30 protein-coding genes are annotated in these 22,812 nt (G+C 51.7%); 10 read left to right on the plus strand and 20 right to left on the minus strand.

From position 1 onward, the window contains the following. Nucleotides 1-102 precede the first annotated feature (102 nt). The 5 genes from CHM34_RS03955 to CHM34_RS03975 all read right to left on the minus strand — a co-directional run bounded on the left by CHM34_RS03955 (nt 103) and on the right by CHM34_RS03975 (nt 2,712). Nucleotides 103-288 (minus strand): hypothetical protein, encoded by a 186-nt coding sequence (locus CHM34_RS03955; protein WP_094263288.1) that lies wholly within the window; start codon nt 286-288, stop codon nt 103-105. Nucleotides 289-339: 51 nt separating this feature from the next. Next, complete coding sequence (locus CHM34_RS03960; protein WP_094263289.1) at nt 340-744, minus strand: YhjD family protein; 405 nt, start codon at nt 742-744, stop codon at nt 340-342. A 143-nt stretch (nt 745-887) separates the two neighbouring features. Then, a complete protein-coding gene (locus CHM34_RS03965; RefSeq protein WP_094263290.1) occupies nt 888-1,241 on the minus strand; it encodes a hypothetical protein in 354 nt (117 codons plus the stop codon). A gap of 256 nt (nt 1,242-1,497) precedes the next feature. Beyond that, entirely contained in the window at nt 1,498-1,926 is a 429-nt protein-coding gene (locus tag CHM34_RS03970; RefSeq protein WP_094263291.1) for a CBS domain-containing protein, read from the minus strand. A 78-nt stretch (nt 1,927-2,004) separates the two neighbouring features. Next, the gene (locus tag CHM34_RS03975; RefSeq protein WP_206093745.1) at nt 2,005-2,712 is read right to left on the minus strand and encodes a DUF421 domain-containing protein; all 708 of its coding nucleotides are present in this window, start codon (nt 2,710-2,712) and stop codon (nt 2,005-2,007) included. A gap of 218 nt (nt 2,713-2,930) precedes the next feature. Between CHM34_RS03975 and CHM34_RS03980 the strand changes: the two genes are divergently transcribed. The 7 genes from CHM34_RS03980 (at nt 2,931) to CHM34_RS04005 (ending at nt 7,252) form a co-directional block, all read left to right on the plus strand. Next, nucleotides 2,931-3,677 (plus strand): hypothetical protein, encoded by a 747-nt coding sequence (locus CHM34_RS03980; RefSeq protein ID WP_141201625.1) that lies wholly within the window; start codon nt 2,931-2,933, stop codon nt 3,675-3,677. A gap of 42 nt (nt 3,678-3,719) precedes the next feature. Then, the gene (locus CHM34_RS19940) at nt 3,720-3,842 is read left to right on the plus strand and encodes a hypothetical protein (protein ID WP_276207676.1); all 123 of its coding nucleotides are present in this window, start codon (nt 3,720-3,722) and stop codon (nt 3,840-3,842) included. Beyond that, a complete protein-coding gene (locus tag CHM34_RS03985; RefSeq protein ID WP_094263293.1) occupies nt 3,832-4,218 on the plus strand; it encodes a GntR family transcriptional regulator in 387 nt (128 codons plus the stop codon). The genes CHM34_RS19940 and CHM34_RS03985 overlap by 11 nt, the downstream gene beginning before the upstream one ends. Further along, a complete protein-coding gene (locus CHM34_RS03990) occupies nt 4,215-4,931 on the plus strand; it encodes an ABC transporter ATP-binding protein (RefSeq protein WP_094263294.1) in 717 nt (238 codons plus the stop codon). Before CHM34_RS03985 ends, CHM34_RS03990 begins: the two co-directional genes overlap by 4 nt. A 13-nt stretch (nt 4,932-4,944) precedes the next feature. Continuing rightward, nucleotides 4,945-5,871, plus strand: coding sequence for an ABC transporter ATP-binding protein (locus tag CHM34_RS03995; protein ID WP_094263295.1), 927 nt, complete (start codon nt 4,945-4,947; stop codon nt 5,869-5,871). Beyond that, nucleotides 5,864-6,817, plus strand: coding sequence for an ABC transporter permease (locus tag CHM34_RS04000; RefSeq protein WP_240511860.1), 954 nt, complete (start codon nt 5,864-5,866; stop codon nt 6,815-6,817). Before CHM34_RS03995 ends, CHM34_RS04000 begins: the two co-directional genes overlap by 8 nt. Nucleotides 6,818-6,910: 93 nt before the next feature. After that, the gene (locus tag CHM34_RS04005) at nt 6,911-7,252 is read left to right on the plus strand and encodes a YugN family protein (RefSeq protein WP_169713576.1); all 342 of its coding nucleotides are present in this window, start codon (nt 6,911-6,913) and stop codon (nt 7,250-7,252) included. Nucleotides 7,253-7,369: 117 nt separating this feature from the next. Here the strand turns inward: CHM34_RS04005 and CHM34_RS04010 are convergent, their stop codons facing one another. Both CHM34_RS04010 and CHM34_RS04015 read right to left on the minus strand, forming a co-directional pair. Beyond that, the gene (locus CHM34_RS04010) at nt 7,370-7,750 is read right to left on the minus strand and encodes an Asp23/Gls24 family envelope stress response protein (RefSeq protein WP_094263297.1); all 381 of its coding nucleotides are present in this window, start codon (nt 7,748-7,750) and stop codon (nt 7,370-7,372) included. A gap of 247 nt (nt 7,751-7,997) precedes the next feature. Further along, complete coding sequence (locus CHM34_RS04015; protein WP_094263298.1) at nt 7,998-8,813, minus strand: NYN domain-containing protein; 816 nt, start codon at nt 8,811-8,813, stop codon at nt 7,998-8,000. 138 nt (nt 8,814-8,951) lie between these two features. Between CHM34_RS04015 and cax the strand changes: the two genes are divergently transcribed. Next, nucleotides 8,952-10,058, plus strand: a complete 1,107-nt coding sequence (gene cax, locus CHM34_RS04020) for a calcium/proton exchanger (RefSeq protein ID WP_439116309.1) — start codon at nt 8,952-8,954, stop codon at nt 10,056-10,058. A gap of 149 nt (nt 10,059-10,207) precedes the next feature. Further along, the gene (locus tag CHM34_RS04025) at nt 10,208-11,032 is read left to right on the plus strand and encodes a sulfotransferase family protein (RefSeq protein ID WP_169713577.1); all 825 of its coding nucleotides are present in this window, start codon (nt 10,208-10,210) and stop codon (nt 11,030-11,032) included. A gap of 106 nt (nt 11,033-11,138) precedes the next feature. Here CHM34_RS04025 and CHM34_RS04030 read toward each other — a convergent pair whose 3' ends face one another. The 12 genes from CHM34_RS04030 to glsA all read right to left on the minus strand — a co-directional run bounded on the left by CHM34_RS04030 (nt 11,139) and on the right by glsA (nt 21,655). Next, the gene (locus CHM34_RS04030) at nt 11,139-11,435 is read right to left on the minus strand and encodes an Fpa/YlaN family protein (RefSeq protein WP_094263525.1); all 297 of its coding nucleotides are present in this window, start codon (nt 11,433-11,435) and stop codon (nt 11,139-11,141) included. A 229-nt stretch (nt 11,436-11,664) separates the two neighbouring features. Continuing rightward, the gene (locus tag CHM34_RS04035; protein WP_169713578.1) at nt 11,665-12,330 is read right to left on the minus strand and encodes a phage tail protein; all 666 of its coding nucleotides are present in this window, start codon (nt 12,328-12,330) and stop codon (nt 11,665-11,667) included. Further along, a complete protein-coding gene (locus tag CHM34_RS04040; protein ID WP_094263301.1) occupies nt 12,269-12,571 on the minus strand; it encodes a hypothetical protein in 303 nt (100 codons plus the stop codon). Before CHM34_RS04040 ends, CHM34_RS04035 begins: the two co-directional genes overlap by 62 nt. Before the next feature lie 5 nt (nt 12,572-12,576). Beyond that, nucleotides 12,577-14,232: a right-handed parallel beta-helix repeat-containing protein gene (locus CHM34_RS04045; protein WP_094263302.1), complete on the minus strand. Its 1,656-nt coding sequence runs from the start codon at nt 14,230-14,232 to the stop codon at nt 12,577-12,579. 13 nt (nt 14,233-14,245) lie between these two features. Then, nucleotides 14,246-16,576 carry a LamG domain-containing protein gene (locus CHM34_RS04050; RefSeq protein WP_094263303.1) on the minus strand — a complete coding sequence of 777 codons (2,331 nt, stop codon included), beginning with the start codon at nt 16,574-16,576 and terminating at the stop codon, nt 14,246-14,248. A 1-nt stretch (nt 16,577) separates the two neighbouring features. Continuing rightward, entirely contained in the window at nt 16,578-17,981 is a 1,404-nt protein-coding gene (locus CHM34_RS04055; protein WP_094263304.1) for a phage tail protein, read from the minus strand. 460 nt (nt 17,982-18,441) lie between these two features. After that, complete coding sequence (locus CHM34_RS19750; RefSeq protein ID WP_240511861.1) at nt 18,442-18,630, minus strand: hypothetical protein; 189 nt, start codon at nt 18,628-18,630, stop codon at nt 18,442-18,444. Nucleotides 18,631-18,674: 44 nt separating this feature from the next. Continuing rightward, nucleotides 18,675-19,043: a gene transfer agent family protein gene (locus CHM34_RS19755; protein ID WP_240511862.1), complete on the minus strand. Its 369-nt coding sequence runs from the start codon at nt 19,041-19,043 to the stop codon at nt 18,675-18,677. Between the two features lie 13 nt (nt 19,044-19,056). Next, entirely contained in the window at nt 19,057-19,482 is a 426-nt protein-coding gene (locus CHM34_RS04065; RefSeq protein ID WP_094263306.1) for a phage tail tube protein, read from the minus strand. 26 nt (nt 19,483-19,508) lie between these two features. Then, nucleotides 19,509-19,919 (minus strand): DUF3168 domain-containing protein, encoded by a 411-nt coding sequence (locus CHM34_RS04070; protein WP_094263307.1) that lies wholly within the window; start codon nt 19,917-19,919, stop codon nt 19,509-19,511. 69 nt (nt 19,920-19,988) lie between these two features. Beyond that, nucleotides 19,989-20,519 carry a sigma factor-like helix-turn-helix DNA-binding protein gene (locus tag CHM34_RS04075; RefSeq protein ID WP_094263308.1) on the minus strand — a complete coding sequence of 177 codons (531 nt, stop codon included), beginning with the start codon at nt 20,517-20,519 and terminating at the stop codon, nt 19,989-19,991. 224 nt (nt 20,520-20,743) lie between these two features. After that, nucleotides 20,744-21,655 carry a glutaminase A gene (glsA, locus tag CHM34_RS04080; RefSeq protein ID WP_439116310.1) on the minus strand — a complete coding sequence of 304 codons (912 nt, stop codon included), beginning with the start codon at nt 21,653-21,655 and terminating at the stop codon, nt 20,744-20,746. A gap of 161 nt (nt 21,656-21,816) precedes the next feature. Here glsA and CHM34_RS04085 point away from each other — a divergent pair, with 161 nt between their 5' ends. Then, complete coding sequence (locus tag CHM34_RS04085) at nt 21,817-22,182, plus strand: hypothetical protein (protein WP_094263310.1); 366 nt, start codon at nt 21,817-21,819, stop codon at nt 22,180-22,182. A 118-nt stretch (nt 22,183-22,300) separates the two neighbouring features. Here CHM34_RS04085 and CHM34_RS04090 read toward each other — a convergent pair whose 3' ends face one another. After that, nucleotides 22,301-22,792, minus strand: coding sequence for a PaaI family thioesterase (locus CHM34_RS04090; RefSeq protein WP_094263311.1), 492 nt, complete (start codon nt 22,790-22,792; stop codon nt 22,301-22,303). Between the last annotated feature and the right edge of the window lie 20 nt (nt 22,793-22,812).

The raw sequence follows: 22,812 nt of genomic DNA on the forward strand, positions 1-22,812 counted from the left end.
AATTTTTTGTTTATTAAAATCATATTATCCCGGATTCTTCTCTTCTTCAACCGGGAGCAACAGAAAAAACGGGCGGTTAACCGGTTAACCCCCCGTTCTCTGTCATCGACGCCGGAGAGCATTCATTCCCCCCAGCAGGATGTGAGCCAGTCCGAATCCGGCTATTCCATATCCGCAAGCTTGCCTCATCCGTTTCCTGGAAACGCGCTTTTCTTCACAATACAAGTGCCACGATCCTAAAGCAAAGACCATCAACCCGATCATGACCGACAGAATTCCTTTTTTCATTCGTTTCCTCCTTTCTTTCCTTAATGTGTACGGCCGGAGGGATTTATTGCATCACTTCCCATGGTATTTGCAGGAATCCGCCTCTTTCGGCCGCCTTTTCACCCCCCAATGGGACAAAAGCAAGTCTTCACACTCACTCCGAAGCCATCCGTTCATATACCGATGGGTATACAGAAAACCGCGGAATCGGGCCCGCACCTTGCGGCAATCCTCCAACTGAGACACCTCGATGATTTCTCCTCCGATCTGCCGAAGAACCCTTCGCTGTTCGCCCAATTCTCGGAAAACCCAATCAGAGGCCGATTCAAACAGGGGGACCAGTGCCCGCCTCATCCGAAAAGGAAACCGGTTCAGACAAACCCGGTCCCTCTCCAGAGCCTTTTCCAACACTTCTAGTAAAACCACCCGTTTTACCCCATCGGCAAACCGGCGATAATCCTCAGGAGCAACCAACATCGTGAAACCCCCCGTAAACCATCTCCCTTCCATTATACGAGAACAAAGGTTCGTATTATCCTGGTACTTTTATGAAACAAAGAAATCAATACCATTTCACAAAAAACCCGCTATTTCCGCAGGAATAGCGAGCAGTAAAGGAATTATTCACGCTCCTCTGTATCAACCAAATGAAAAAAACCTCGTTCCACATTTTCCACTTTCATTACTTCTTTCCCATAGGCGGGGCGTAATTGCAGACTGTACACCACCGGAAAACGGGAGAGGATTTCTTCTTCCTTATGGGCGGTCAAACAGATGAGTTGGATCCGATTTTGTTCAGCAACACGAAAAACCGTTTCCAAAATGTGCGGAGAATGAAAAACGGCAACGACGGCGCGAACGCGAAAAAGCCACGGCCGCCCGGAAAAGTAGAGCAACAGCCCGCCCCAGACCACTTCCACTCCGGCCAGTCCTTTTAAAACCGAATCCTCATATCCGTGAAGGTCTAAAATCATAGCGTGCAATCCTCTTTATTTCCATGATTGCGGGTTGGCAAGTGCCCGGTAGCCGCATCTACACCCGCTTCATCTATGAAAACCATGCGGGAAAGTTCTCATGGAAAAGTATCTTGTGGACGGGATAAGGAGTGTAAAAAACCCGCTCCGGAAATGAAAAAAGAGTTCAAAGAAAAAAGTTGACGCCTGTAAATAAGACGCCAACTCACTGCTTTATCCGGGTTTTTCGCTTTCACCAAATGGAAACTTGACTCGATTACATGTAAGGATTTTTTTCCGAGATATTGCTCAGTGCTTGTCCCGCTTCACTGGCGTGGGGTTGGCGAACAGCCAGATCCCCCAGAGCCACGACCCCGACCAGCTGGTTATTATCCACAACCGGCAACCGCCGGATCTGGTTCTGGGCCATCAACTGGGACGCTTCCGTTGCGTCCATTTCGGGGGTCCCTGTCACCAGATTGGTTCCGCTCATCACTTCTCCCACGGTCACCATTTCGTTCTTTTGCTCAGCAACGGATCGCAACACCAGATCGCGGTCCGTGACCACCCCGCGCAATACCCCGTTTTCAACGACAGGGATCATCCCCACATTATATTGCTTCATCAAATGTGCCGCCTGGTACACATTGTCCTGCGGGGTTACCGCAGCCACATCCGTCGACATGATTTCACGCAGTTGACTCATGATTTTCCCTCCTTTTTGTCCGGTTATGGCTAGGCCATAACGCTTTTTATTTTTTCTTGTTTTCCATGATTTATGTTTTTAGACTTCATCTTTTCTCGTATCCACATACAGACTCCCATCGGATTCCATCGCGGCATAAAACACATCCCGAATCGAGGCGACAGAGGCAACCCGCTTCAATTCATTCATCAGCCACTTTCCATCTTTTCCGATCGAACGCAGATTTTCATAGATAATCTGACCATCCACTACCAATTCCATAGGAATTTGCGGAGGTTTGGGCGGGGGGATCGGCGGAGACTGTTGATGGGCATCCTGTTTCGTCGCATTCTGATGTTCGGGCTTTTTCATCACAGAAACCTCGCCGTCGTTTTCGATGATGGCGTATTGAACCTCGGAAATGTCGAAAACATCTTTTTTCCGCAATAGATGCATGATCTCACTCATATTGAGCCGGTTTTTTCTCAGATTTTCCTCCAGGATCTGCCCATCGGAAATAAATATCACCGGATCCCCCTCCAAGAGCTTCCTTCCCCGACGACTTTTCAGGGACAGATAAGACATCAACAGGGTTAACAAGCCGAATAACACGAGACCGAATAGATGCTTCATCGTCCCGCTTTCGAGATCCGTGGCCATCACACCAGCGATAGAGCCGAAAGTAATCCCATTAATATATTCAAACGGTGTCATCTCGGCAATCTGCTGCTTACCCAGGATGAGAGTTAATACCAATATGCTCCCGAAGGCCAATACGGTTTGATAAAAAACCTCGAAATACGACAACTGATTTCCCTCGCTTCAGTAAAGAGCTCCTTTCGTTATTCTTTCTAAAAAATATCTCAAGATGCGTTCGAACCCTTCATCCATTGAATGCACCCGACACCCACACCAGACCCTCTTGAGATCCCATATTGACAACGCTTTTGCAGAAATGTACTATTTAATTAGTACACTAATACATTCATTAAAAAGCATCCCCATGAAGAAGGAGGCTATGGTTGTTGACCGCCTGGAAGGGATTGTTGCACAAAGATTTTCGAATGGGCCGTACCTGGTTGTTGACCGGTATATTCATCGTCGTCGCAGTAAATCTTTTCATCGCTTTCAGGGTTCCATCGATGGAGAAAAGGTTCGGATGGAGCCTGTTGCCGGTCACATTGCACCTGTTTTACTGGCCGGTCTACCTTTACAGCAGTTTGCAGGTGGAAGCCAAACAATTGCATCAGTGGCTGCACAACACGCAATCCGCCCTTCGCCTGGTGACTTCCAAACTGCTTAACGGGCTGTTGGCGATGCTGATCTCTCTCTTGATCAGTGCCGCTTATCCCTCGTACCTGTTTTATATACTGATCCGGGAAGGCCATATCTTGGTCCGCGATGGCACATCCGCCTTTTCAGCGGAATGGGTCCGCTTCGGCTTCACCGCCTTGGGCAGTTTCCTGTGGATCTCCCTGTCGCTGAGCCTGCTGGTCCTTCTCCTCTGGTCTGCCTATCGCCGGCTGAACCCTTACACCGGGAAATGGACATGGTTGGTTACGGCTGTCGGGGGAATTTCCTTGCTCCTCCTTTTCGGAAAATGGGTACATACCGATCTCTACCTCTGGCTGACCCAGTGGGGATTCATCCCTTACACACTCCCGGGTGAAGCCAACGTTACACCCTACATCGGTGAATATCTGTTCGACTTCCTGTTAAATACCGGTTTGTTCTTCCTTTCCTGCCGGTTGATCGAGAAAGTGGAGGTATGACAGGCCGGACGGAACAAGTCAAAAGGAATGGAGGAACTGACGTTGTCCGCATGGACCTACACACTGAGTAGAGATTACCGCTTAACGAAAAAGGCCGTCTGGTTGGGCATGGCCGGCATTTTATTGCTGGATGCGGTAAGTGGAGGTGTAGCGGTTGAGCGATGAATTTCACCCATCCAGTCCTATCTACCTCCAGCTGGCTGAACGGATCAACCGACAGATCCTCCGCCGGGAATTGAGGCCCGGGGATAAACTCCCCTCCGTCCGGGAGATGGCGATTCAGTCCCATGTCAACCCGAATACTGTGAATCGGACATACAGCGAATTGGAGAGGATGGGGATCGTGGAAAGCAGGAGGGGACAGGGCACTTTTATCACGGAAGATGAGAAACGGTTGTCGCAACTGCGGGAAGATCTCAGAAACCGGCAGATCGAGTTCTTCGTCCGCGCCATGGGAGAAATGGGCTTCAACCCGGAGGAGATTGTCTCTGGTCTGCAAGATTACTTGAAACAGCAAAGAGACAGGGGGAAGGAAGAGTGATCCGGCTTCAGGGAGTTTCCAAGCGGTATCTTCGAAAAAAAGCCTTGATGGATGTTGATCTCCAACTTCCGACAGGAAAAATCATCGGCGTGATCGGTGAAAACGGAAGTGGAAAATCAACGATGCTCAAATTGATCTCCGGACTGGTTCGGCCGAGCTCCGGCACAGTCACGGTGGACGGTGAGAAGGTCGACCGGCGCACTGCCCGCAAGGTATCCTACCTGTCGGAACTGGATACCTATTATCCTTTTTTTACAGTACAGGAGACCATCGATTATTACGCTTCCCAGTTTGCTGATTTCGACGGGGAGACATCGAAGGAGATTTTGAGCTTCATGGGGGTGGATCCGGCACAGAAGGTGAAGCACCTGTCCAAGGGATACCGGAGCCGGGTGAAGATCCTGCTCGTTCTCTCCCGCAAAGTTCCTTACATCCTGATGGACGAACCCTTGTCAGGACTGGATCCGATGGTACGGGACTCCATTATCAAAGGGTTGATCTCTTTCGTCGACTTGGAGAAACAGACTGTTGTCCTGACCACCCACGAGGTGAACGAGATGGAACCTCTTCTCGATATGATCGTGGCGGTCCGCGACGGGGAAGTGATCAAGGTAGCCGACGTAGAAGAACTGCGCAGGACAGAAAACAAAAGCATCGCCGAATGGATGAACGACGTTTACGCAGGAAACACCTGCCGCTCGTTACCAAGCTGAAGGAGGAAGGAACATGGAAAATCAACCGGTCTTGCAGATTCGCCACCTAACCAAGCAAATCGGTAACAAAAAAATCGTCGAAGACGTGACCCTGGACATTTATCCGGGTGAAGTCTTCGGTTTCTTGGGTCCCAACGGCGCAGGCAAAACAACAACGATTCGCATGATTGTCGGTCTGATCTCGATTACAGCGGGAGACGTGATCATTCGGGGAACCAACCTCAAGCAAAACTTCGAAAAAGCAATCGCCCATGTGGGCGGAATTGTGGAAAATCCGGAAATGTATAAGTTTTTAACCGGCCGGCAAAACCTGATTCATTACTGGCGCATGTGCGACGGGGTGAAAAAGGAGCGCATCGATGAAGTAGTCCGCCTCGTCGGTTTGGAACAGCGGATCCACGACCCGGTCAAAACTTATTCCTTGGGCATGCGGCAGCGGCTGGGAGTAGCTCAGGCACTGCTTCATTCCCCTTCCCTGTTGATTTTGGACGAACCCACCAACGGATTGGATCCCGCCGGAATCCGGGAGATCCGGGAATACTTGAGAAAATGGGCTCGGGAAGAAAACCTGGCGGTTATGGTCTCCAGCCATCTGCTTTCCGAAATGGAGATGATGTGTGACCGGATCGGAATCATCCAGAACGGGAAACTGATCGATGTCAAGAAGGTGGGGGATTTTGTCGGAGAGGAAGAACAGTTGAACGTGATCTACACCGTCGAACCGGCGGCGGAGGCCAAAATGTGCTTGAAACAGCTCTTGCCGGGTCAAACCCCTGAAGTCACCCCGCAGGGTCTGCAAGTCACACTGTCCCGGGAGCAAATCCCACAGATCAATGCCGAATTGGTGAAACGGGACATTGCTGTCTACGGCATTCAAACCGCCACCAAAACACTAGAAGACAAATTCCTGGAAGTGACAGGAGGGAATCAGATTGTTTAAATTCGCCCGCTTGATCCAAAACGAAAACATGAAGATCTACCGGCGCATCGGCACCTGGGTGATGATCGGTCTCCTGTTGCTGGCCTCGCTCGGCGTGGCCGCCATCACGAAATACAATGCCATCCAACAACAAAACACCGACTGGAAACAAAACCTGATTCAACAGAATCGCGGTTTGGAAAAAACAATGAGTGAGCAACAGATGACCGATTCTGTTCACGAGCAGTTGAAGGAGCAATACGCGATCAACCAACATCGGATTGAAAACGACATCGCACCGGCAGAAAACACCCTGTGGGGATTCATGAATCGAACGGTGGACCTGACTTCCCTGATCACTCTGTTCACTGTCATCGTCGGGGCCACCAGTGTCGCTGGTGAATTCTCCTGGGGTACAGTCAAATTACTTCTGATCCGCTCTGTGACCCGAACCAAGATCCTGCTGTCCAAATACCTGTCGACGTTGCTCTTCGCCCTCAGCCTTTTAGCAATCCTGTTCCTCTTCTCCTTCCTATTGGGATCCGCTTTTTTCGGAATCGGCGATTGGGGTTCGCCCTATCTCACCTATGAAAACGGACAAGTGGCGGAAAAGAGTATGGTCGTCCATGTAATCAGTCTGTTCGGTCTGGAATGTGTCAACCTTTTGTTGATGGTCACTTTCGCCTTTATGATCTCCACGGTATTCCGGTCCAGTTCCTTGGCGATCGGACTTTCCATCTTCCTGATGTTTACCGGTTCCACGGCGGTCGGGGTACTGGCCGGATTGGATCAGGAATGGGGGAAATATCTTCTGTTCGCCAATACGGACCTCACCCAGTATGTCGACGGACAACCGATGTTTCAGGGAATGTCTCTTTCTTTTTCCATCACCGTGTTGACGGTTTACTTCCTTCTTTTCAACACGATTTCGTGGCTGTTATTCAATAAGCGGGACGTAGCGGGCTAGCCAACGATCCCGCCCAATATTGCGCAATCGGCCGGAACATACTATGATGAAAAGGAATCTTCGGGAATGATCGTCAAAGGAGGAGCACTGATTATGGTCATAGAAGACGCCGGAATCAAAGGGATTACAAAAACCTTCGGTGAAGTGGAAAAAGTGATGTTCCAGGCGGGATTTGTCCGTGCCGGAGCCTGGGACTACGACAAGGCCAGCTTTGATATGAAATTTTCCAATGAAGAATCGGACTTTTACCTGCGGATTCCCGCTTATGCCGTAAGTGGGCGCTTGGAAAACCCCAAAGCCGAAGTGGAACTGGATCATCCGATTTTTATGCGCCACCTCTTCCCCCATGGATTGGACAGAAACGCTGAAATTCCCGAGGATTTCCGGGAAAGAATCGATCAAGCCATTACCGAGGTGAGAGAAGGGTTGTCCTGATCCACCGAAAGAACCGATGACCGAACTTCCTGTTAGATGCTTTGTCCTGCCGGAGGTTCGGTCTTTTTTCATGTAAGAAGACCGGCACCCGGCCGGTCACTCTCCCAAACATCTTTTCTATTTGACGACACGTTCCAAATCGCCGCCTTGCTCTTCTTTAAAGTCGACCCCTTCCACCTTGATGTTAACCTCCACCACCGACAACCCTGTCATCGTCTCAACGGCTTCCTTCACATTCTCCTGTAGCTCGCGGCAAATTTCGTGGATCTTCACTCCGTACTCCACAATGACTCGGAGATCGATGGCCGTTTCTACCTGCCCCACTTCCACGGAAACGCCCCGGGTGACATTTTTACCGCCCACCCGTTTCGCCCAACCCTCCGTGATTCCGCCGGACATGCTGGCAACCCCGTTGGTTTTGGTCGCCGCCAAACCGGCGATTACCGCTACGACATCATCCGCAATCCGAATGGCGCCCTCAGAACCGTTTTCGGACATCTCGCTTCCTCCCTTTTATAGGATGGGTATTTAATCCATTATAAGGTTTTCACCATGCCCCCGTCGACCATGAGCGTTGTGAAAAACGTTTGCCAAAACCCTTGAAAGGGTCTGTTTCGACCAAGCCGTTACCGGGCCGGTTGCTACTTCCCGTTTTTCTTTCTTTGATCAATTTTTCCATCCACCGCTTCGCGGTTGTTTTATTATACCACGAAGGGGGAGCTTCCCCAAATGAAGGAACCGGGCTTTAATCCACCCGATAACCGGCGATACGGACCACAGTGCGCACCTGGGGATGCTGCAGATTGACATAATATCCATAATAAATGTTCCCATCCACCGAGATTTCGTAGGGTTCCAAATAACGTCCCTGAAGTAGTTTGGCGAACAACTGGTTCGCTTCCCCTTCCGTGAGATTTAGTTTTCGATTAAGATCTTTTTTGATCCAGGTGCTGCCGTAACTTTTCCCTGAATTGTTGGGATCTTCATACCACTCGTAAATCTGGATCAAAGCATCCTGAACCAAGCGGTCCATCCGGGAGAGATTTTGGAATTGGGATATATTTAAAAAGTTGAATAAATTATGGGTTTTATCACAAAATTCATGAATCTGGGCGGATTTCGACAGGCTTTCGTCATTGAGGCAAAACAGCTCGACACGTTTCCCTCGGGTCCATAACCGGTCCATCAGAGGAATCATATCCTGGTCGGCACTGACGATGACAAATGTAGTCACCTCGGGAATGCGATGAAGGATATCCATGGCATCCAGGCAGAGCTGGATATCGGCGGCGTTTTTCCTCTCTTCCTCTCCCCTGCCGTTACCGTATACCTGATGGATATGGACTCGCTTTTTTTGCAGACTGGTCATTGACATTTGTAATTGCTCAAAATCGGCATATACTTCCATCATTCGGATGGCCTGACGTCCGTAATATTCCTGCAGCCGCAGAAACAGATTATGGTGAGACTCCGGATGATCCGGATCCATATGATATTTTTTCAACCCGTAATACACATTTTCCAGGTCGATCAATATAGCGATCGATTTATCGACATTCATATCCTATAGTCCTCCTGCGGGTTTTGGTAAAGAATATAATGTGATTAAATTCTACAGCCGTTTCTGCGATTCCTTCGTATTTTTCGATAAAAATCGACAAAGGAACAAACACGATATATACCGAGGAGGAAAGAGGCCGTGAACCCCAAATGGTTTTACCCTGTCTTGATTGGAATGACACTGTTCAGTGCAATCGCTCACTACTTCTTGGGCAATGAAATGATCCGCTTTGCCGCCGCTTCTTTTTCCCTGTTGTTTTGGGCCGTTTTGCTGGGAAAAGCGACAGAGAGTACGGCCCATTATGCTGGAGAACGGTTAGGTGGATTTCTTAATGCCACCTTTGGAAACGCCGCGGAATTGATTATCGCCATTTTTTTGGTTCGTGAAGGGCTGATCGGGATGGTGAAGGCCAGTATTACCGGCTCCATCATCGGCAATATGCTCCTGGTTCTGGGCTTAAGTCTTCTCCTGGGCGGCCTGAAGCACAAAACCCAAACCTTTAATCAGATGTTGGCGGGTCATAACGCTTCCTTAATGATGTTAGCCGTGATTGCTCTGTTTATTTCCGCCGCCTTCTTCAGGGACTTAGCCACCGGTGAAGCCCATCTTTTAAGCCTGACCATCTCCGGTCTGCTCATCCTCGGTTATCTTCTCTGGTTGCTCTTTTCCATGGTGACACACAAAGAATTGCTGAGCAATACGGCCTCTTCTCCGAGGGGAAAGGAAGAGGAGGAAATACCGGCCGTAGCCGCGGCGCAAAATCAGGCCTTCACCGAGGAGAAACCGGATTGGTCCCTTAAGATTTCGATCCTCTTACTCCTGATATCCACGGTCTTTGTCGCCGTTCAAAGTGAATGGCTGGTGGGAAGCATTGAAGCCGTCGCTCATACCTTGGGTTGGTCCGATTTATTCATCGGCGCCTTTCTGATCGCCATTATCGGGAACGCCGCCGAACACAGCGCCGCCATCTTCCTGGCTTTAAAGGACCGCGTCGATGCCACGGTGGAAATCGCCATCGGCAGCAGTTTGCAGATCGCCCTCTTTGTCGCACCCACTCTGGTCTTTATCAGTCTGCTGTTCAGAAAGCCGATGGAATTGATCTTTACCGGATATGAACTGGTCGCCATCGCTGTATCCGTCCTGATCGCCACCTCCATCTCCCGGGACGGTTCAACCAACTGGTATGAAGGTGTTCTTCTCCTCATCGTATACGCGATTTTGGGCACCGCCTTCTTTATGGCCTGATTCGGGAGATATTCCAGAAGGGAAAATTCCACAGATATCCGGGGGATTTATCCGAGCGAAGAGGAGGAACCCGTGGGGAGCCGCTGATACCCTCTCCATTCCGATTGAATAAAGTATGTTATAAAGTTCCATGCAAAGGGATGACAAAAATGAACACTGGTGAACCTCCAACCCGTTTCAAACTGCGGCGGGAAGCTCCAGTGGTAATCGGCGGGGTGGGCGGGAGCGGAACCCGGGTAGTGGCGGAACTGCTGAAGGAGATGGGTTTTTATCTGGGAAAGTTAAATACCTCCAACGACAACCGGACCTTTGCTTCCCTGTTTCGCCGACCGCAATGGCTGATCCGAAACCATAAGCGCAATCCCGAAGCCATTCACTGGGCGTTCCGCCGATTCGAACGTGAGATGTTCGATTCCGGAGAAGCGGGTCACCCCCGTTATCAAGGCTGGGGATGGAAAAACCCGGTCACCCATATCTACTTGAATTTTTTAAATGCCCATTTTCCTCGGATGAAGTACATCCACGTCATCCGTCACGGCTTGGATATCGCCTTCAGCGGAAATAAAAATCAGCTCCGTCTATGGGGGAAATTGTTTCATATCAAAAAACCCGAAACGCCTCGAATGAAACCCAAATCCTACCTTCAGTACTGGATCCGATCCAACCGACGGGCGATTCGCCTCGGGCGTCAATTGTTGGGGAATCGGCTGCTTGTACTGAAATACAACGACCTCTGCCTTCATCCGAAACGAGAGATCCACCGAATCATCCGCTTTTTGGAACTGAACCTCCGCCATATGGATATCCATCGATTGAGCCGGCTGATTCAGCGCCCGGAATCGATCGGCCGATACAAAAAACGGGATCTCAGCCTTTTCGATACGAAAGAAATTCAAGCCGTCAGAAACTTCGGTTTTGCCGTGGATCCCTTCCACGGAGAAAAAGGAAACCGTTCATCCAAAAAAAGGCGTTGACCTGCTGGGCTCACACAGCAAGCCACCGCCTTTGTTCTTACAGCAAAAAAGACTCCTTCTTCGGAGCCCTTTCACGATCCATCGAATCATATCATAGAGCCAATGATCAGCTCTGCTGGTTCGGGGAGGGAAGGACCAAAGAGTAGAGGTGGGCCAGCTTCTGTTCCAGTTCGCTGATGATTTCCCTACCTTGCGCCCGGGTGATCAAACCGGCACGCACCGCAAAGTCAATCTCCCTGGAAAGGCCGAACATCTGGGTGTCCAGAACTTCCTCGTACAAGGGACACTTCGGGGCAGTCAGATTATCCAGCTGTACCGCGATCAACTGTTCAATCTTGTTCGCGTCTTCCCTGAGCAATTGCTCAGCCCGCTGGTTCAAATCGGTTTGAATCGGCGTCGTCAAGTGAACCCCCCCATTCAACAGTTTGCTCCCAAACTGTTCGAAAACCTTTCCTCCATTCAAGGTAAGTTTAACATGTCGGTGGAGGTTTTGCAAAAAAAGCCGGACCCGCAACCGACCCTGTTACCAGGTGAAGCCATAAAAAACCGGACGAATCTGAATCTCCGTCCGGTTTTCATTTTTTCAGACACGGATCCGTCGCAGTTTGACTTCCTCTGTATCTCCGTTTCATCTACTGCCGGATAAAACACCGGACCACAAGATCCGCCTCGACACGGATCGGTCCTTCGGCTTCAAATACCACCCGGTTTTGCTCGCCGATCCGCAAATAGTCCCCGATGTCCACCTCCTGCTGTACCCGGTCGGAACGAACCGCGAGAGAACCGTTGACGGTGACAGTCAGAGCAAAGGGCAAAGACAGCTCCGTCCCTTTTTGCCTTTCGGATCCGGTATAAAAGAGACGGGCTTCGTTCACGAACTCGATTTTCCGATCCAGATAAAAAGACATCGATGCGGAAACATCGACATCGATCTCTTGATCCAGATTGTCGTGGATGGAAAAAGGAACCCCTTGTCCCCGGTGCAACGAACGGATCTCATTTTTCATTCCCCGGATGAGGTCTGACCAGCTCCTCTTCTTTTCCGCCAATTCGATCCCGATCCGGTGACGTTTGTCTTCGTCGTAGTACCGCTCGATTTTAACAATCCGCTCCCGGATATCGATTCCGAAGCGGGGATGAACGATGTGCGCCGTATCCCCCAGCTCCGGTTCACGGTCGCGGTAAGGCCTCTGTCCCCATTCATCTTTCCACTCGGACAAGTCGACCATAGCCGTTTCATAGGTATAATGGGGGTGTTTGTTTTTCTCCAGCAACCGCCGCACTCTCTTCCCGCTCAATTTTCTCCGGCATCCCCGTAAACCGATAGACACCGTTCTCCTTCCACCGGATGAAGGTTTGATGCCGCAACCGCTCCAACGCGCGCTCCGGACGGATGTCAAGGGTGTCGAGTCGGAAGGATTCCAGCGGTGCCTCAAAAGAAAATTCCCCCGCCTTATTCAAAACGCAGGTCTGCTTGTTCTCCCGGGTGCGGGGAATCGGGCCGATCCGGTTCAGCTTGCAATCAAAGACTTCGATCATCCGCCTCACTCCCGATTTCCGGCTGTCGTGACGGTTCCGTTTCCGGTGTCGCGCAGGGAAGAGACGGTTCCCGAACGGTAAAGATCGTTGTTGGTAACCAAATTATCGTTGCAGGTATTGGTGATGCGAATACCGTAATCGGGCCGGGATCCAGTTGCGTCCATCCGGCACAAGTTGCCCTGTACATGGTTCCGATCGGATCCCGAATGAATACCGATGCCGGGAATTTCATCGTCCCCCTTCCGGTTGCCTCCCCGGCAGAAATTGCCGATCACATGATTGTCACTGGATTCATTGACGGCAATCCCGTACTCCCAGACATCCTCCACCCGGTTTTGAGCCAGGGTGCTGTATTCGATCCGGTACACGCTGATCCCCTGGTCTCCCGCCCGGCGGATGACATTACCGATCACTTGAACCCGGGTACAGTAATCCAGGTAGATCCCATCATTGTTGGTCTCTTCGATGACATTCCCAGTAATCACAGCGTCTGTAATCCAGTAAGTTTTTCCTCCTTCTGAGAAACCGTTGAGCCAGATGCCGAAACCCAGATCTTCCCCGTTCATTCGGCGGAAGGTGTTATGGGCGATCGTATAATGGCCCGCCGCCGTCGTCTCGGCATTTCGCATCTCGATGCCCATGCGGCAATTTTCAAAGGTGTTGCCGACGACGGTACAATCCCGGTAGTTATACCCCCGAATCCCTTGACCGGTCAACTCCTTAAAGTGATTGCCGATCACCCGGACATTGGTGTGATAGATATTCGTGGTGGCGGAATGACTGCCGAAACCCCGGGACCAACGGGTAAACGTATTGTAGGCGATCAAAATGTCGTCGCAGGGCGTATTGTCGTAGTTTCCGTAAGCCGGATACTGGGAAGCGGACTTCATCAAGTCGATCTGTACCGCTTCGGAATAACGGGTTCCTGAGTACCCGTCAAAAATACAGTGAACCACTTTTCCGTGGCGAACTGCATTCAGCTCGACGCAGTGATGATGATACACATCTGTCACCTTGGTATCCCGGATGGTAATATATTCGCAGTGACCGAAGGACAGGGAGGTGACGGGGCTGGGAAACCGTCGGGCGTTGCTGTCCCATTCGCCCCCGGTCACTTCCACATCGTGCACCCCTTGGTAACCATCGATATTTCCGATCCCGCTGCGGAGCATATTCCCCAGTTCAGCGTCCCGCACAATCTTGGCGGCAGGGGACAAGCGCAGCCTCGTCCGGCTGTATATCAATAACGTCGCTCGGATCGCATAGGTCCCCGGCGGCACCTGTACCTCGCCGCCTCCTTGCTCCCGGGCTTCATCCAGAGCCGCTTGGATCGCCGGACTGTCATCGGTCACCCCGTCTCCGACCGCCCCCTTATCCTTGACATTGATCATCGGAAGCAACCGGCTCTCCAGGCGATCGATCCGCTCCCGATCCGCCAACAATTCCCCTTCGGCGTTTTCCACCCGTTCATCGGCGGTGGTCCCGGTAAAGGAAAAGGCGGTGGAATCCCGCAGGGCGATCAGTTCATTATCGACGGTTTCTCCGGTTTCCAGGATATCCATGCGACGCTTCAGATCCGTACTTTCATCGGTATTGTGGTTGAACTTTTCACTCCAATCCACCAGACTGTCCTTCACTTCAATTTTTTTGAATCCGGACATAAAAAAGCCTCCTTTATAATAATCGCTTGCGGTTTTGAATCCGCAACCGACCTTCCTTGCGGCAGGGGAAATCGATGGTCACCCGTTGCAACCGGTGAGGCCGGGAAACATCAAAGGTGTGAAAACGAATGCAGTATTGCATCCGTGCATGACTTAAATCCGTATCCGAACGGATCGCCGAAATCCGGCCGTCTGCTCCCACCGGCTCCCAAGAGCCATATCCTCGGCCGAAGTCCCACCGGGTCTCCAGATCCACCGACCCATAGGGGGTCTGCTTAAAGGCCATCCGCCCCTCCGACACGTTTCGCTCCAGGTGGATTCCGATATTCTCGGAGATAAAAAGACCCCCGGATTCTCCCCGGAACCGGCGGTCAAAATCAAAGAGAAGGGACGTCTTTTCATCGTTGGGGATCGGATCACCGCTCGCGGGATCGTAACGCTCTTCGGGATTCCGATCCCGATTGGAAATCCGAAAATCGTCGATCAGGTGGTTCCACTGGCGTCCACCCCGGTTATCGCTCCCGATAAAAAAGGTCTCCACTCCCGAAAAATCGGGGATAAGCTCTGTCCGAGCCTCTCCCGACTCATCCTGCAAAGAAACGATTTCCCCGTCCAAATACCATTCGACTCTGCCATTAACCCATCGCACCTCCCAATAATGCCACCCGATACCAGGGGCGGGAGTCCCTTTCCCGTCAAAGACGTTAGCCCCGTTCATCCAAAGGTTATAGGTTTGATCCCCGGCATAGCGATAGAATAAGAAGCGGTTGGAACCGGCGGTATCCCAGATAAATCCCGCCCTCCCTGTTCCGTCTTTATAAACCCAGACCCCGATCGAACCCGCCTCTTCATTCAGCATCGAGCCACCGGGGATGGAAAGGGTTTCCGCCGCCTTGGTCCCCTCCAGATGCCAGCCCCAGGTGTGGGCGGTCTTGGTCAACATGGGCTGTACCGCCTCAACCTCAAGCTCGTTCCGTCGGGTTCCGCCGTCATCGATCAAGAAAGCGCGTACCGACACCGATCCGGCAGGGGCGGTGTCGGTCAGGGACACGGTGCGGAAATCCTCCGTAAGCTCGTCGGCCACATTCCGGTAAAACGGGGTCAACAACCGGCCTTCCGCATCATAGAAAGAAAGGCGTAACACACAGTGATCCACGCCGCCCGCTTTTCGGAGGTTCACCTGAATCGTGATCTCCTCTTGCTCTGACACCGGTACCGTTTGGTACAGATACACCCTGTCCGTACCGTCCCCGGACGAGGCGCGCAGAATCCGGGCCGCTCCTCTGACCGAATCCGTCGGCTTCACTCCACTGCGATTCCAGTAGGTGTCCAGATCTTGAAACCCGGCATCGGACAGCTCCTGGGTCACTTCCTTCTCCATCCGTACCGCACAACCGGTCTTCCCTGGATCATACCGAGGACCCGAAGCAGGAGTGCCGTCCTCATGGTATCCCGGGGAAGAACGGGAGAATTCCGGAGTGTTCACCGGAATGGTGCCGATTCCCTCCCCTGTCTCCCCATCCGTTGCCACCCGGGTATTGATGAAGCTCCCTCCCTGCCAATCGGCGGTGCCCTGATGGACCACCGTATAAGCGGAATCGCTTTTCAACTGATAATGAACCCGTATGTCGTGTTGACCGTGGGGGATCACCAGCGGATCGCCCACAAGGAAGGCATCCCTGGAAGCGCCGTCTTCCCGGGCGGTCATCCCTTCCAAACCCAAGGTGAGAACGCCTTCCACTCGGCGATCATAGCGGACATCCTGCCCTTCCAACATGAATCGCGGATAATCCGCCCCCTCCACCTCAAAAGTGGGGGGAAGGTCCACCCCCTCATTGTAGTAAGGGATGGAAATGACCGAACCCGTTAACCGGTACTCGGTCCGAACAGGAACCACGGATTGACTGAAATGGATCCAGGGATTGTCCATATTGATTTCGTGATCCCGCCACCTTCTCCAGGCAAAAGGACGATATAACCGGACCTGAGCTTTCAGAATCCCCATTTTGGGATGCTGCGCTTGTGTGGAAAGGTGGATCACTTGGCCGGGGTAGTACCGATCATCTTCCTCCGGCAGAATGATCCGTACCGGCCGGCGCCGGTTGTACAATCGCTGGGAAAAGGCATCCGCATCCCGGTGGAACCGATCCCCGATATACCGGAACATCAGTGTCAATTCCGCTTCGTCCTGTTGCGGAGAAAAGTAGAAGTGACCGGATCCCGGAACCCGCACCGACACGGGATCCAGCGCAATCCGGTCCCGTTCGGCGAATCCGGTATGGACAAAGTGGAAATCCGTTGAATCAAAAGCGTCATCGACGGTTTCAAAGCGAATGTGGTTCACGTTATCGCACCCCCTGCATCGCCGATTGCAAATCCAGGTGCAGCTCCTTGCGCACCGTCGGCATAATCTTTTCGCCGTCCAGCAGGATGTGGATTTCCACCGGTTGGCGGATCGACCCGCCTTCTGCCGACGATCCGGGAACGGTTGACGCTTCTATCTCCCGAGCCGTGTCACGAACCGCCATCCCCACCTGTGGAACACCGGCCCGGATCCCCTTGGAAAACATGTCCATAAAATTAGGGGCCCACTGATCGGCAGAACGCCCCGGTCCCCGCTTGGCCGGCGAAGAGAAACCGAGGAAGTCTCCGACGACCCCCGCCGCATCCCCTAAGGCTCCCGTCAGCTTTCCCATCATCGACCGGATGCCGTCGATGAATCCGCTGATCAAATTCTTGCCCCAAGCCAGTGCCTTTTTCGGGAGGCCGCCCAACATATCGTTAAAGGTATTTCCGATCCCCTTTAAGATTTTTCCAGTGGTCTCCCGCAGGGTGTTTAACGCTTCCCTCCATTTTCCGGTCAGCAATTGAGCCGCGAATTTTACGATCCCCATAACCGCCGTCAAGGCCGTGGAAATCACCCCTTTGATCCCGGCCCAGATCGATGCGGTTACGGTTTTAATGATCGTCCAAATCACTCGAATCGTTCCCAGAATCGCCGACATGGCCACGGAAATAAAGGGCTGCATCCACCCCCAAACTCTTTTTACCGCCTCCATGATCACCTTCCCGTTCTCCTGCCAAAACGCCTGGATTCGCTCCAGTTGACTCTGAAAAAAGGTGGTCACCGCTGTCATCACCGTTTGCACCGTGTCCCGGATAAAGGTGAGTGCCGTAACAAACGCCGTTCGCACAAACTCCCACACCGTATCCACAACCGTGCGAAACCAGGAAAACTGGTTGTAGGCTTGTATCAAGGCATAGGCCAAAGTGGCGAATAGGGCGATGATGGCAACAACAACCGCTAGTATTTTTAGTATTGGTAGAAGCACCGCCCATTCAGCCACAACAAGTACCATAAAAGCAGCTGCGGCATTTGTAATAATCATGGCCAAACTGACCAACAACGCAAGGAATGTACCCGTTAAAGCCATAAACTTTTGAATTGGTGCGGGTAATTGATTAAAAGCGTCTACAAAAAATCGGATAACCTCAATAATTTTTATAATCGTTGGAGCCAGTGCTTCTCCTATATTCTCCTTCGCATCATGAAATGAATCTTTCAGCTTATTAAAAGCCTCTTTTATCTCCGGACTAGCTGCAACCGACAACCCCAATACCACTGAAATCGTCCCGGCTGCAGTAGCCGCCACTTTGGTTAATTGCTCCGTTGCATCGTTCATTGCCGTGGATAAGCCATTAAGCCTTTTATTAAACTCCTTTAAATCCACTTGAACGGAAGCCGACATCTTCTGATCCCTCCTTTTAATAAATTTAAAATACGTGCTTTTACAGGAAAAACTGTTTGTCACAGCGAATAATTTCCATGAGGAGGAGATTTTTCGTCCAAATACCATCTATACTACCATCGATTGGAACGACAACCGAAAAGAGAGACCCTTTTCATCGGAGCTTTTACGTTCTTTTTTATGGGTTCACTTCTAACGATTACGATTATCGGGGGAATCATTGGCATCCCAACACTTGTCATAGGAGGAATGTTCCTGATCATCCGTTCATTCATCAAAGTGATTGAGATTGAATGCCCCTCTTGCCGTGCAAAAAACACCATTGAACCGAAGGTCAAACGTTTTCACTGTATAAGCTGTTACAGACATCTCAACGAGAAAGAAACCTCCAACGCCAAACATCGGATTCAGGCGTAGTAGGCTTTTTTGTATGAAAACAAGGGGCTGATCAACAGCCCCCTTATCCCTTGCGTGAACGGATGAGCCGATTGAAATGGCGTTCCTTTTCTTCTCGGCTCATGTTCCGGTCCTGTCCGAGCAATTTTTTGACGGTCACCTTCTTTTTCAGATGGACGTTCATCACGTTGGCCGCATGCCATGCCAGCCGGTGCATGTCGTATTCCACACGCTCCCGGTATCCTCGGGCCATCTCATCCAACTCTGCCGGTGTCAGACGCCAAAATTCGTCCGGCTTTAAAGCGAGCGGCCCGAATGCGAGGTGCTTGGCCTCTGTCCAATTCCACCCGGACCGCCCTTCCCGTTTTTTCCCCCACCCTGCGGAAAAGCGGCTGTCATCGCTTCCGTTACCTTTTCTGTAATCTCCTCGATCCGTTCCAGATCGATTATGTCCCCGGTCTCCCGCAATGTCAGGTCGGGGGATTCGTGAAGCAGTCCCGCCCAAATCATCGCCCGCAGTTCCCGCATGCCGACTGTTCCGTCATTCAGCTGGGTAACCGGTTTCCCCAGAGCATCCTCCAGTTCCGTCAAAGCATTCAGATCAAACTTGAATCGGCGCTGCTTATCCAATGTCACATCCACATATCCGCGATGTTGGTTGGCCATCGTTTCCCTCCTTTTAAGCGGCGGTCGCCTGTTTCAGCTCGGCGGAACCCCGCAGAGTCGCCGAAAGGGCCACGACATCATCCACTGCGTTGTTCACTTCCCAGGAAGTAACAAAGGCTTTTCCTTCGTATCCCGTCTCTCCTGACCCATCCTTGGGGAAAAGGCGGACCAGGACCGTTCCTCCCTCGACGAGAGCATTGTACAGGTCATCCTGTCCGGCATCGGCGGTGACATAAATCCCTTCCGCTTCCAGCTCCCACTCTTTTAAACCGGGGATATACTCCATCCACCCGTTGCTGGCGAAACTGCTCGCCTCCAGCTCCTCCTGGCTGATCGTCAGCGTCGCTTCTCTCATCTCGGCAATCTCATCATACGTGGTTCCCCCGTCGCTGGAAACATACAGTCTTCCTTGAAATCCGGGGATCGCTTGGGTAGCCACTATGGATCACTCCTTCTGTTTTTGAATCATGTCGCTTGAACCAACAGCTGATAATCGACAAGTATCTTGCGATGGGGAGTTTCCGGATCGATCTCCGCCTCGCCCGCCACATAACGGCATGAGGCGGTTCCGTATCCGTCAACATCCAAATTCCGGTCGGCCAACAATCGGTTCAGGTCTTCGAGGATCTCGTTCGCTTCGGAAAAACCCTGCGCATCGGACCAGATATGCAATGTGAGGGTCACTTCCTCACCGAAACGGGAAAACGTGCGAAAGGGTGAAGAAGTGATTCCTCCGACCGCTACAAAAGGAAAAGCTTCGTTCTCCGGAACCCCGTCGAACACCCCGGACACTTTGGACATCAGCTCCTCGTCTGTAGAAAGATGCTGGGTCACGGCTTGTTGCACCGGTGCAAATGCGCTGTTCGTTTTATTCACCCCTTTCCGTACAGGAACGTATGTTCCCCTTTCATCTATAGGTGGTTTTCGTATGGCAAGGTCCGACCCCTACAATGCTTCTTGCTTCTGGAACGGTGAATGCCTCGAGAAAGCGCTGTTCCATCCTTCTTCTGCCACCGCCCTTCGGAGTTTCGTCTCCGCCCGCCGAACATAGGATTGAACGGCAGCTTTGGAGCAGTTCATCAGAGAAGCGACCCGAGCAAAGCTGAGGCACTGGCCCCTTACTGCCACAAAGGCTTCATATTCGCTGGTGGACAGTCGGCTGAGCAACCGTTCCAACAGCGGATCGTAAGGGCTTGTCCCCTCAGGTTTCAAACTCTCCCGCCACTCGACCTTTCTTTTTGCCGCTTCGGAAAGCTGACTCCAAAAGACCTCCCGCTGATAAAAAGCGCGGCTTTCCATGCCTCGTTGACGAAAGGGCTGACAGCCTGTGACCATCCATTCGATCGTCCACACCAGATCCCTTTCCATCCCGTTCAGCAAACGGCGTTCCTCTTCCCTTCCCTTCAACGGAAGATTCTCTTTGGCCCGCCGCACCTTTTCAAGGGATTGTCGATACTCTTCGATCAGAACTTTCATCCCTTCCCCTCCTCCATGAGAAAGTCAACCAGCACGCATGTTCCCATCAGGGGTGAAAGAAAAAGGTAAGCGCAGATCTCCGAACGCTTACCTCGGACCAACCCTTTCATCCAATAAAAGGGTACCGACAGATTTATCGTACACAAAAATTTCCGTAAATTCAAGAACATATGTTCCCTTTTTGCTCCTTTGTTTCCCCGATTCATATTCCCCAGTCCATGGACCTAGAAAATACTGAGATGATGTTTTCGGGATAAGTCCGCAAGCAGACTGAATCCGGCGATGCTGTTCCCTTTTTCGTCCAGGGCCGGGCCGAAAACCCCGATTCCCATCCGATGAGGAACGGAAGCCATGATTCCGCCGGAAACACCGCTTTTCGCCGGAATGCCCGCTTTGATAGCGAACTCTCCGGAAGCATTGTACATCCCGCAGGTGACCATAAAGGTTTTTACCACTCGAGCCAGCCGTACCGGCACCACCTGTTCTCCCGACACATTTTGACCGGATTGGGCCAAGCACAGCCCCATCCGGGCCAGATCCAGACACTTGACAGAGATGGAACATTGTCTGAAGTAGAGATCCAGGGTCTCCTCCACATCGTCAATGATGTCGAATTCTTTCAGGAAATATGCCAGAGAACGATTCCGGTATCCGGTGTCCTTTTCCGAACGGTAAACCTTTTCATTCACATGGATGTCCGGATTATCCGCCATGGCCCGGACCAATTCGAGGACCCGTTCGATCCTCCGATCCATGGTGGAGCCTTCAATCAGGGAGCTGACGACGAGCGCACCTGCATTGATCATCGGATTCAGCGGTTTTCCTGGCTGTCTCATCTCCAACTTATATATGGAATTAAATGGATCTCCAGTCGGCTCCATCCCGACTTTATCAAAAACAGCTTCTTTCCCGTTGTCCATCAACGCCAGAATTAGCGTCATTACCTTGGAAATACTCTGCAGGGTGAAGGACTCCAGACAATCCCCCGCCCGGTACACCTGTCCGTCACCGGTCACCACGGTAATCCCCAGGGAATCCGGATTCATCCCTTCCAATTCGGGGATATAACCCGCTGTCTTCCCTTCCCGGGTCAAGGGTCGGTACTTTTCCACCAGCTCTTCCAGATCTTTTTGCATCGGGATCCTCCTTAATGCTTGCCTTCATCACTTCCGTTCCGATGGTTTCAGTGAAACGGCTCCTTCGCCATGATAACCCCACCTATTTTTCTCCAAATACCGCTCATGTATAATGAAAGAGACTCATGAATTCAAAGGATTGGTATAGGAGCGTTTTCATCATGAACGATGTCATCGTGATTCAAGGAAAAGTGAAATACCGGATCACCCTGGACCCCACCCTCTGGATCTTCGACGACCGCCGCTTCGATATGAGTGAACGGTTTTCCGGCGTGGACGGGCAGGGAATGGAGTTCGCACCCTTTTTAGAGCATGCGGAGCCGGAACCGGAAGCCGAGGAAGTGATCATCCACCGAGAAGACGGCCGCCAAACGGTTTTGACGATGGAAGAGGCGGAAAAAGCCGTTCTGCAATTCTCCCGAAAAGGAAAACCCATTCAGCCTGACGGGCCGGCTCTTCTCTACTTGGCCGACGGCAGTAACCAGAAGGATCCGATGAACTTTATCAACCGGATCGAAATCCGCTGACGCACTCCCCAAAAAGCGAGGGCCTCACCGCTACAGCAGTGAAGCCCTCGCTTATCTTCAAGGAAGATATCGTATCCAAGCTTTGTGAATCAAACAGATCTAGCCCCTTGAAGGGACACTAGGACCGCTTTCCAGGCCGCTTCAAAACGGAGAAGGTTCCGGTGGCCACAGCGATCTGATGCCCTCTTTCGTTAGCGATGCGGCATTCGGCGACGGCCAGGGTTTGTCCCAGCCGGATCATCCGAGCGTCGGAGATCAGCTCCCTTCCCCGCCCCGGCTGTAAATAATGAACCTTCATTTCCACGGTGACAGCGTAGGAGTTCTCCGGCAGGCTTTTATTGATCAGCGAACCCATAGTCGAATCGGCCAGCGTAGCCGTAATACCGCCGTGGACGACACCGCCGCGATTCAACATATAAGCCGTAATCGGGAGGCGAAACCGGTAGACTCCCTCCTCGACGAAAGATCCGGACAATCCCAAAAACCCGGAAGGGTAAGCGCTGTTTCGGGTGCGCTTTTGTCGAATCGCCTGGACCGCCAAGCGAAGAATCTCCTTTTCTTCCTCCGTTCCCTCTTCCATCACGCTCCGGATCTGTTCCTGAAGTTCCATTTCTTCGACCTCCGGTTGGA

It is taken from the genome of Paludifilum halophilum (assembly GCF_002245355.1).
GTDB classification, from domain to species: domain Bacteria; phylum Bacillota; class Bacilli; order Thermoactinomycetales; family DSM-45169; genus Paludifilum; species Paludifilum halophilum.

Excerpts from the sequence above, each read along its gene's own strand:
- CHM34_RS04090 (WP_094263311.1), bottom strand. The coding sequence starts at position 22,792 with ATGGAACTTCAGGAACAGATCCGGAGCGTGATGGAAGAGGGAACGGAG.
- CHM34_RS19755 (WP_240511862.1), bottom strand. The coding sequence starts at position 19,043 with ATGGCCAACCAACATCGCGGATATGTGGATGTGACATTGGATAAGCAG.
- CHM34_RS04015 (WP_094263298.1), bottom strand. The coding sequence starts at position 8,813 with ATGAATGTCGATAAATCGATCGCTATATTGATCGACCTGGAAAATGTG.
- CHM34_RS04055 (WP_094263304.1), bottom strand. The coding sequence starts at position 17,981 with ATGTCGGCTTCCGTTCAAGTGGATTTAAAGGAGTTTAATAAAAGGCTT.
- glsA (WP_439116310.1), bottom strand. The coding sequence starts at position 21,655 with ATGCAAAAAGATCTGGAAGAGCTGGTGGAAAAGTACCGACCCTTGACC.
- CHM34_RS04045 (WP_094263302.1), bottom strand. The coding sequence starts at position 14,232 with ATGTCCGGATTCAAAAAAATTGAAGTGAAGGACAGTCTGGTGGATTGG.
- CHM34_RS03995 (WP_094263295.1), top strand. The coding sequence starts at position 4,945 with ATGGAAAATCAACCGGTCTTGCAGATTCGCCACCTAACCAAGCAAATC.
- CHM34_RS03970 (WP_094263291.1), bottom strand. The coding sequence starts at position 1,926 with ATGAGTCAACTGCGTGAAATCATGTCGACGGATGTGGCTGCGGTAACC.
- CHM34_RS04025 (WP_169713577.1), top strand. The coding sequence starts at position 10,208 with ATGAACACTGGTGAACCTCCAACCCGTTTCAAACTGCGGCGGGAAGCT.
- CHM34_RS19750 (WP_240511861.1), bottom strand. The coding sequence starts at position 18,630 with ATGGCCCGAGGATACCGGGAGCGTGTGGAATACGACATGCACCGGCTG.
- CHM34_RS04010 (WP_094263297.1), bottom strand. The coding sequence starts at position 7,750 with ATGTCCGAAAACGGTTCTGAGGGCGCCATTCGGATTGCGGATGATGTC.
- CHM34_RS04075 (WP_094263308.1), bottom strand. The coding sequence starts at position 20,519 with ATGAAAGTTCTGATCGAAGAGTATCGACAATCCCTTGAAAAGGTGCGG.
- CHM34_RS03960 (WP_094263289.1), bottom strand. The coding sequence starts at position 744 with ATGTTGGTTGCTCCTGAGGATTATCGCCGGTTTGCCGATGGGGTAAAA.
- CHM34_RS03955 (WP_094263288.1), bottom strand. The coding sequence starts at position 288 with ATGAAAAAAGGAATTCTGTCGGTCATGATCGGGTTGATGGTCTTTGCT.
- CHM34_RS04005 (WP_169713576.1), top strand. The coding sequence starts at position 6,911 with ATGGTCATAGAAGACGCCGGAATCAAAGGGATTACAAAAACCTTCGGT.
- CHM34_RS04085 (WP_094263310.1), top strand. The coding sequence starts at position 21,817 with ATGAACGATGTCATCGTGATTCAAGGAAAAGTGAAATACCGGATCACC.
- CHM34_RS03965 (WP_094263290.1), bottom strand. The coding sequence starts at position 1,241 with ATGATTTTAGACCTTCACGGATATGAGGATTCGGTTTTAAAAGGACTG.
- CHM34_RS04040 (WP_094263301.1), bottom strand. The coding sequence starts at position 12,571 with ATGATCGAAGTCTTTGATTGCAAGCTGAACCGGATCGGCCCGATTCCC.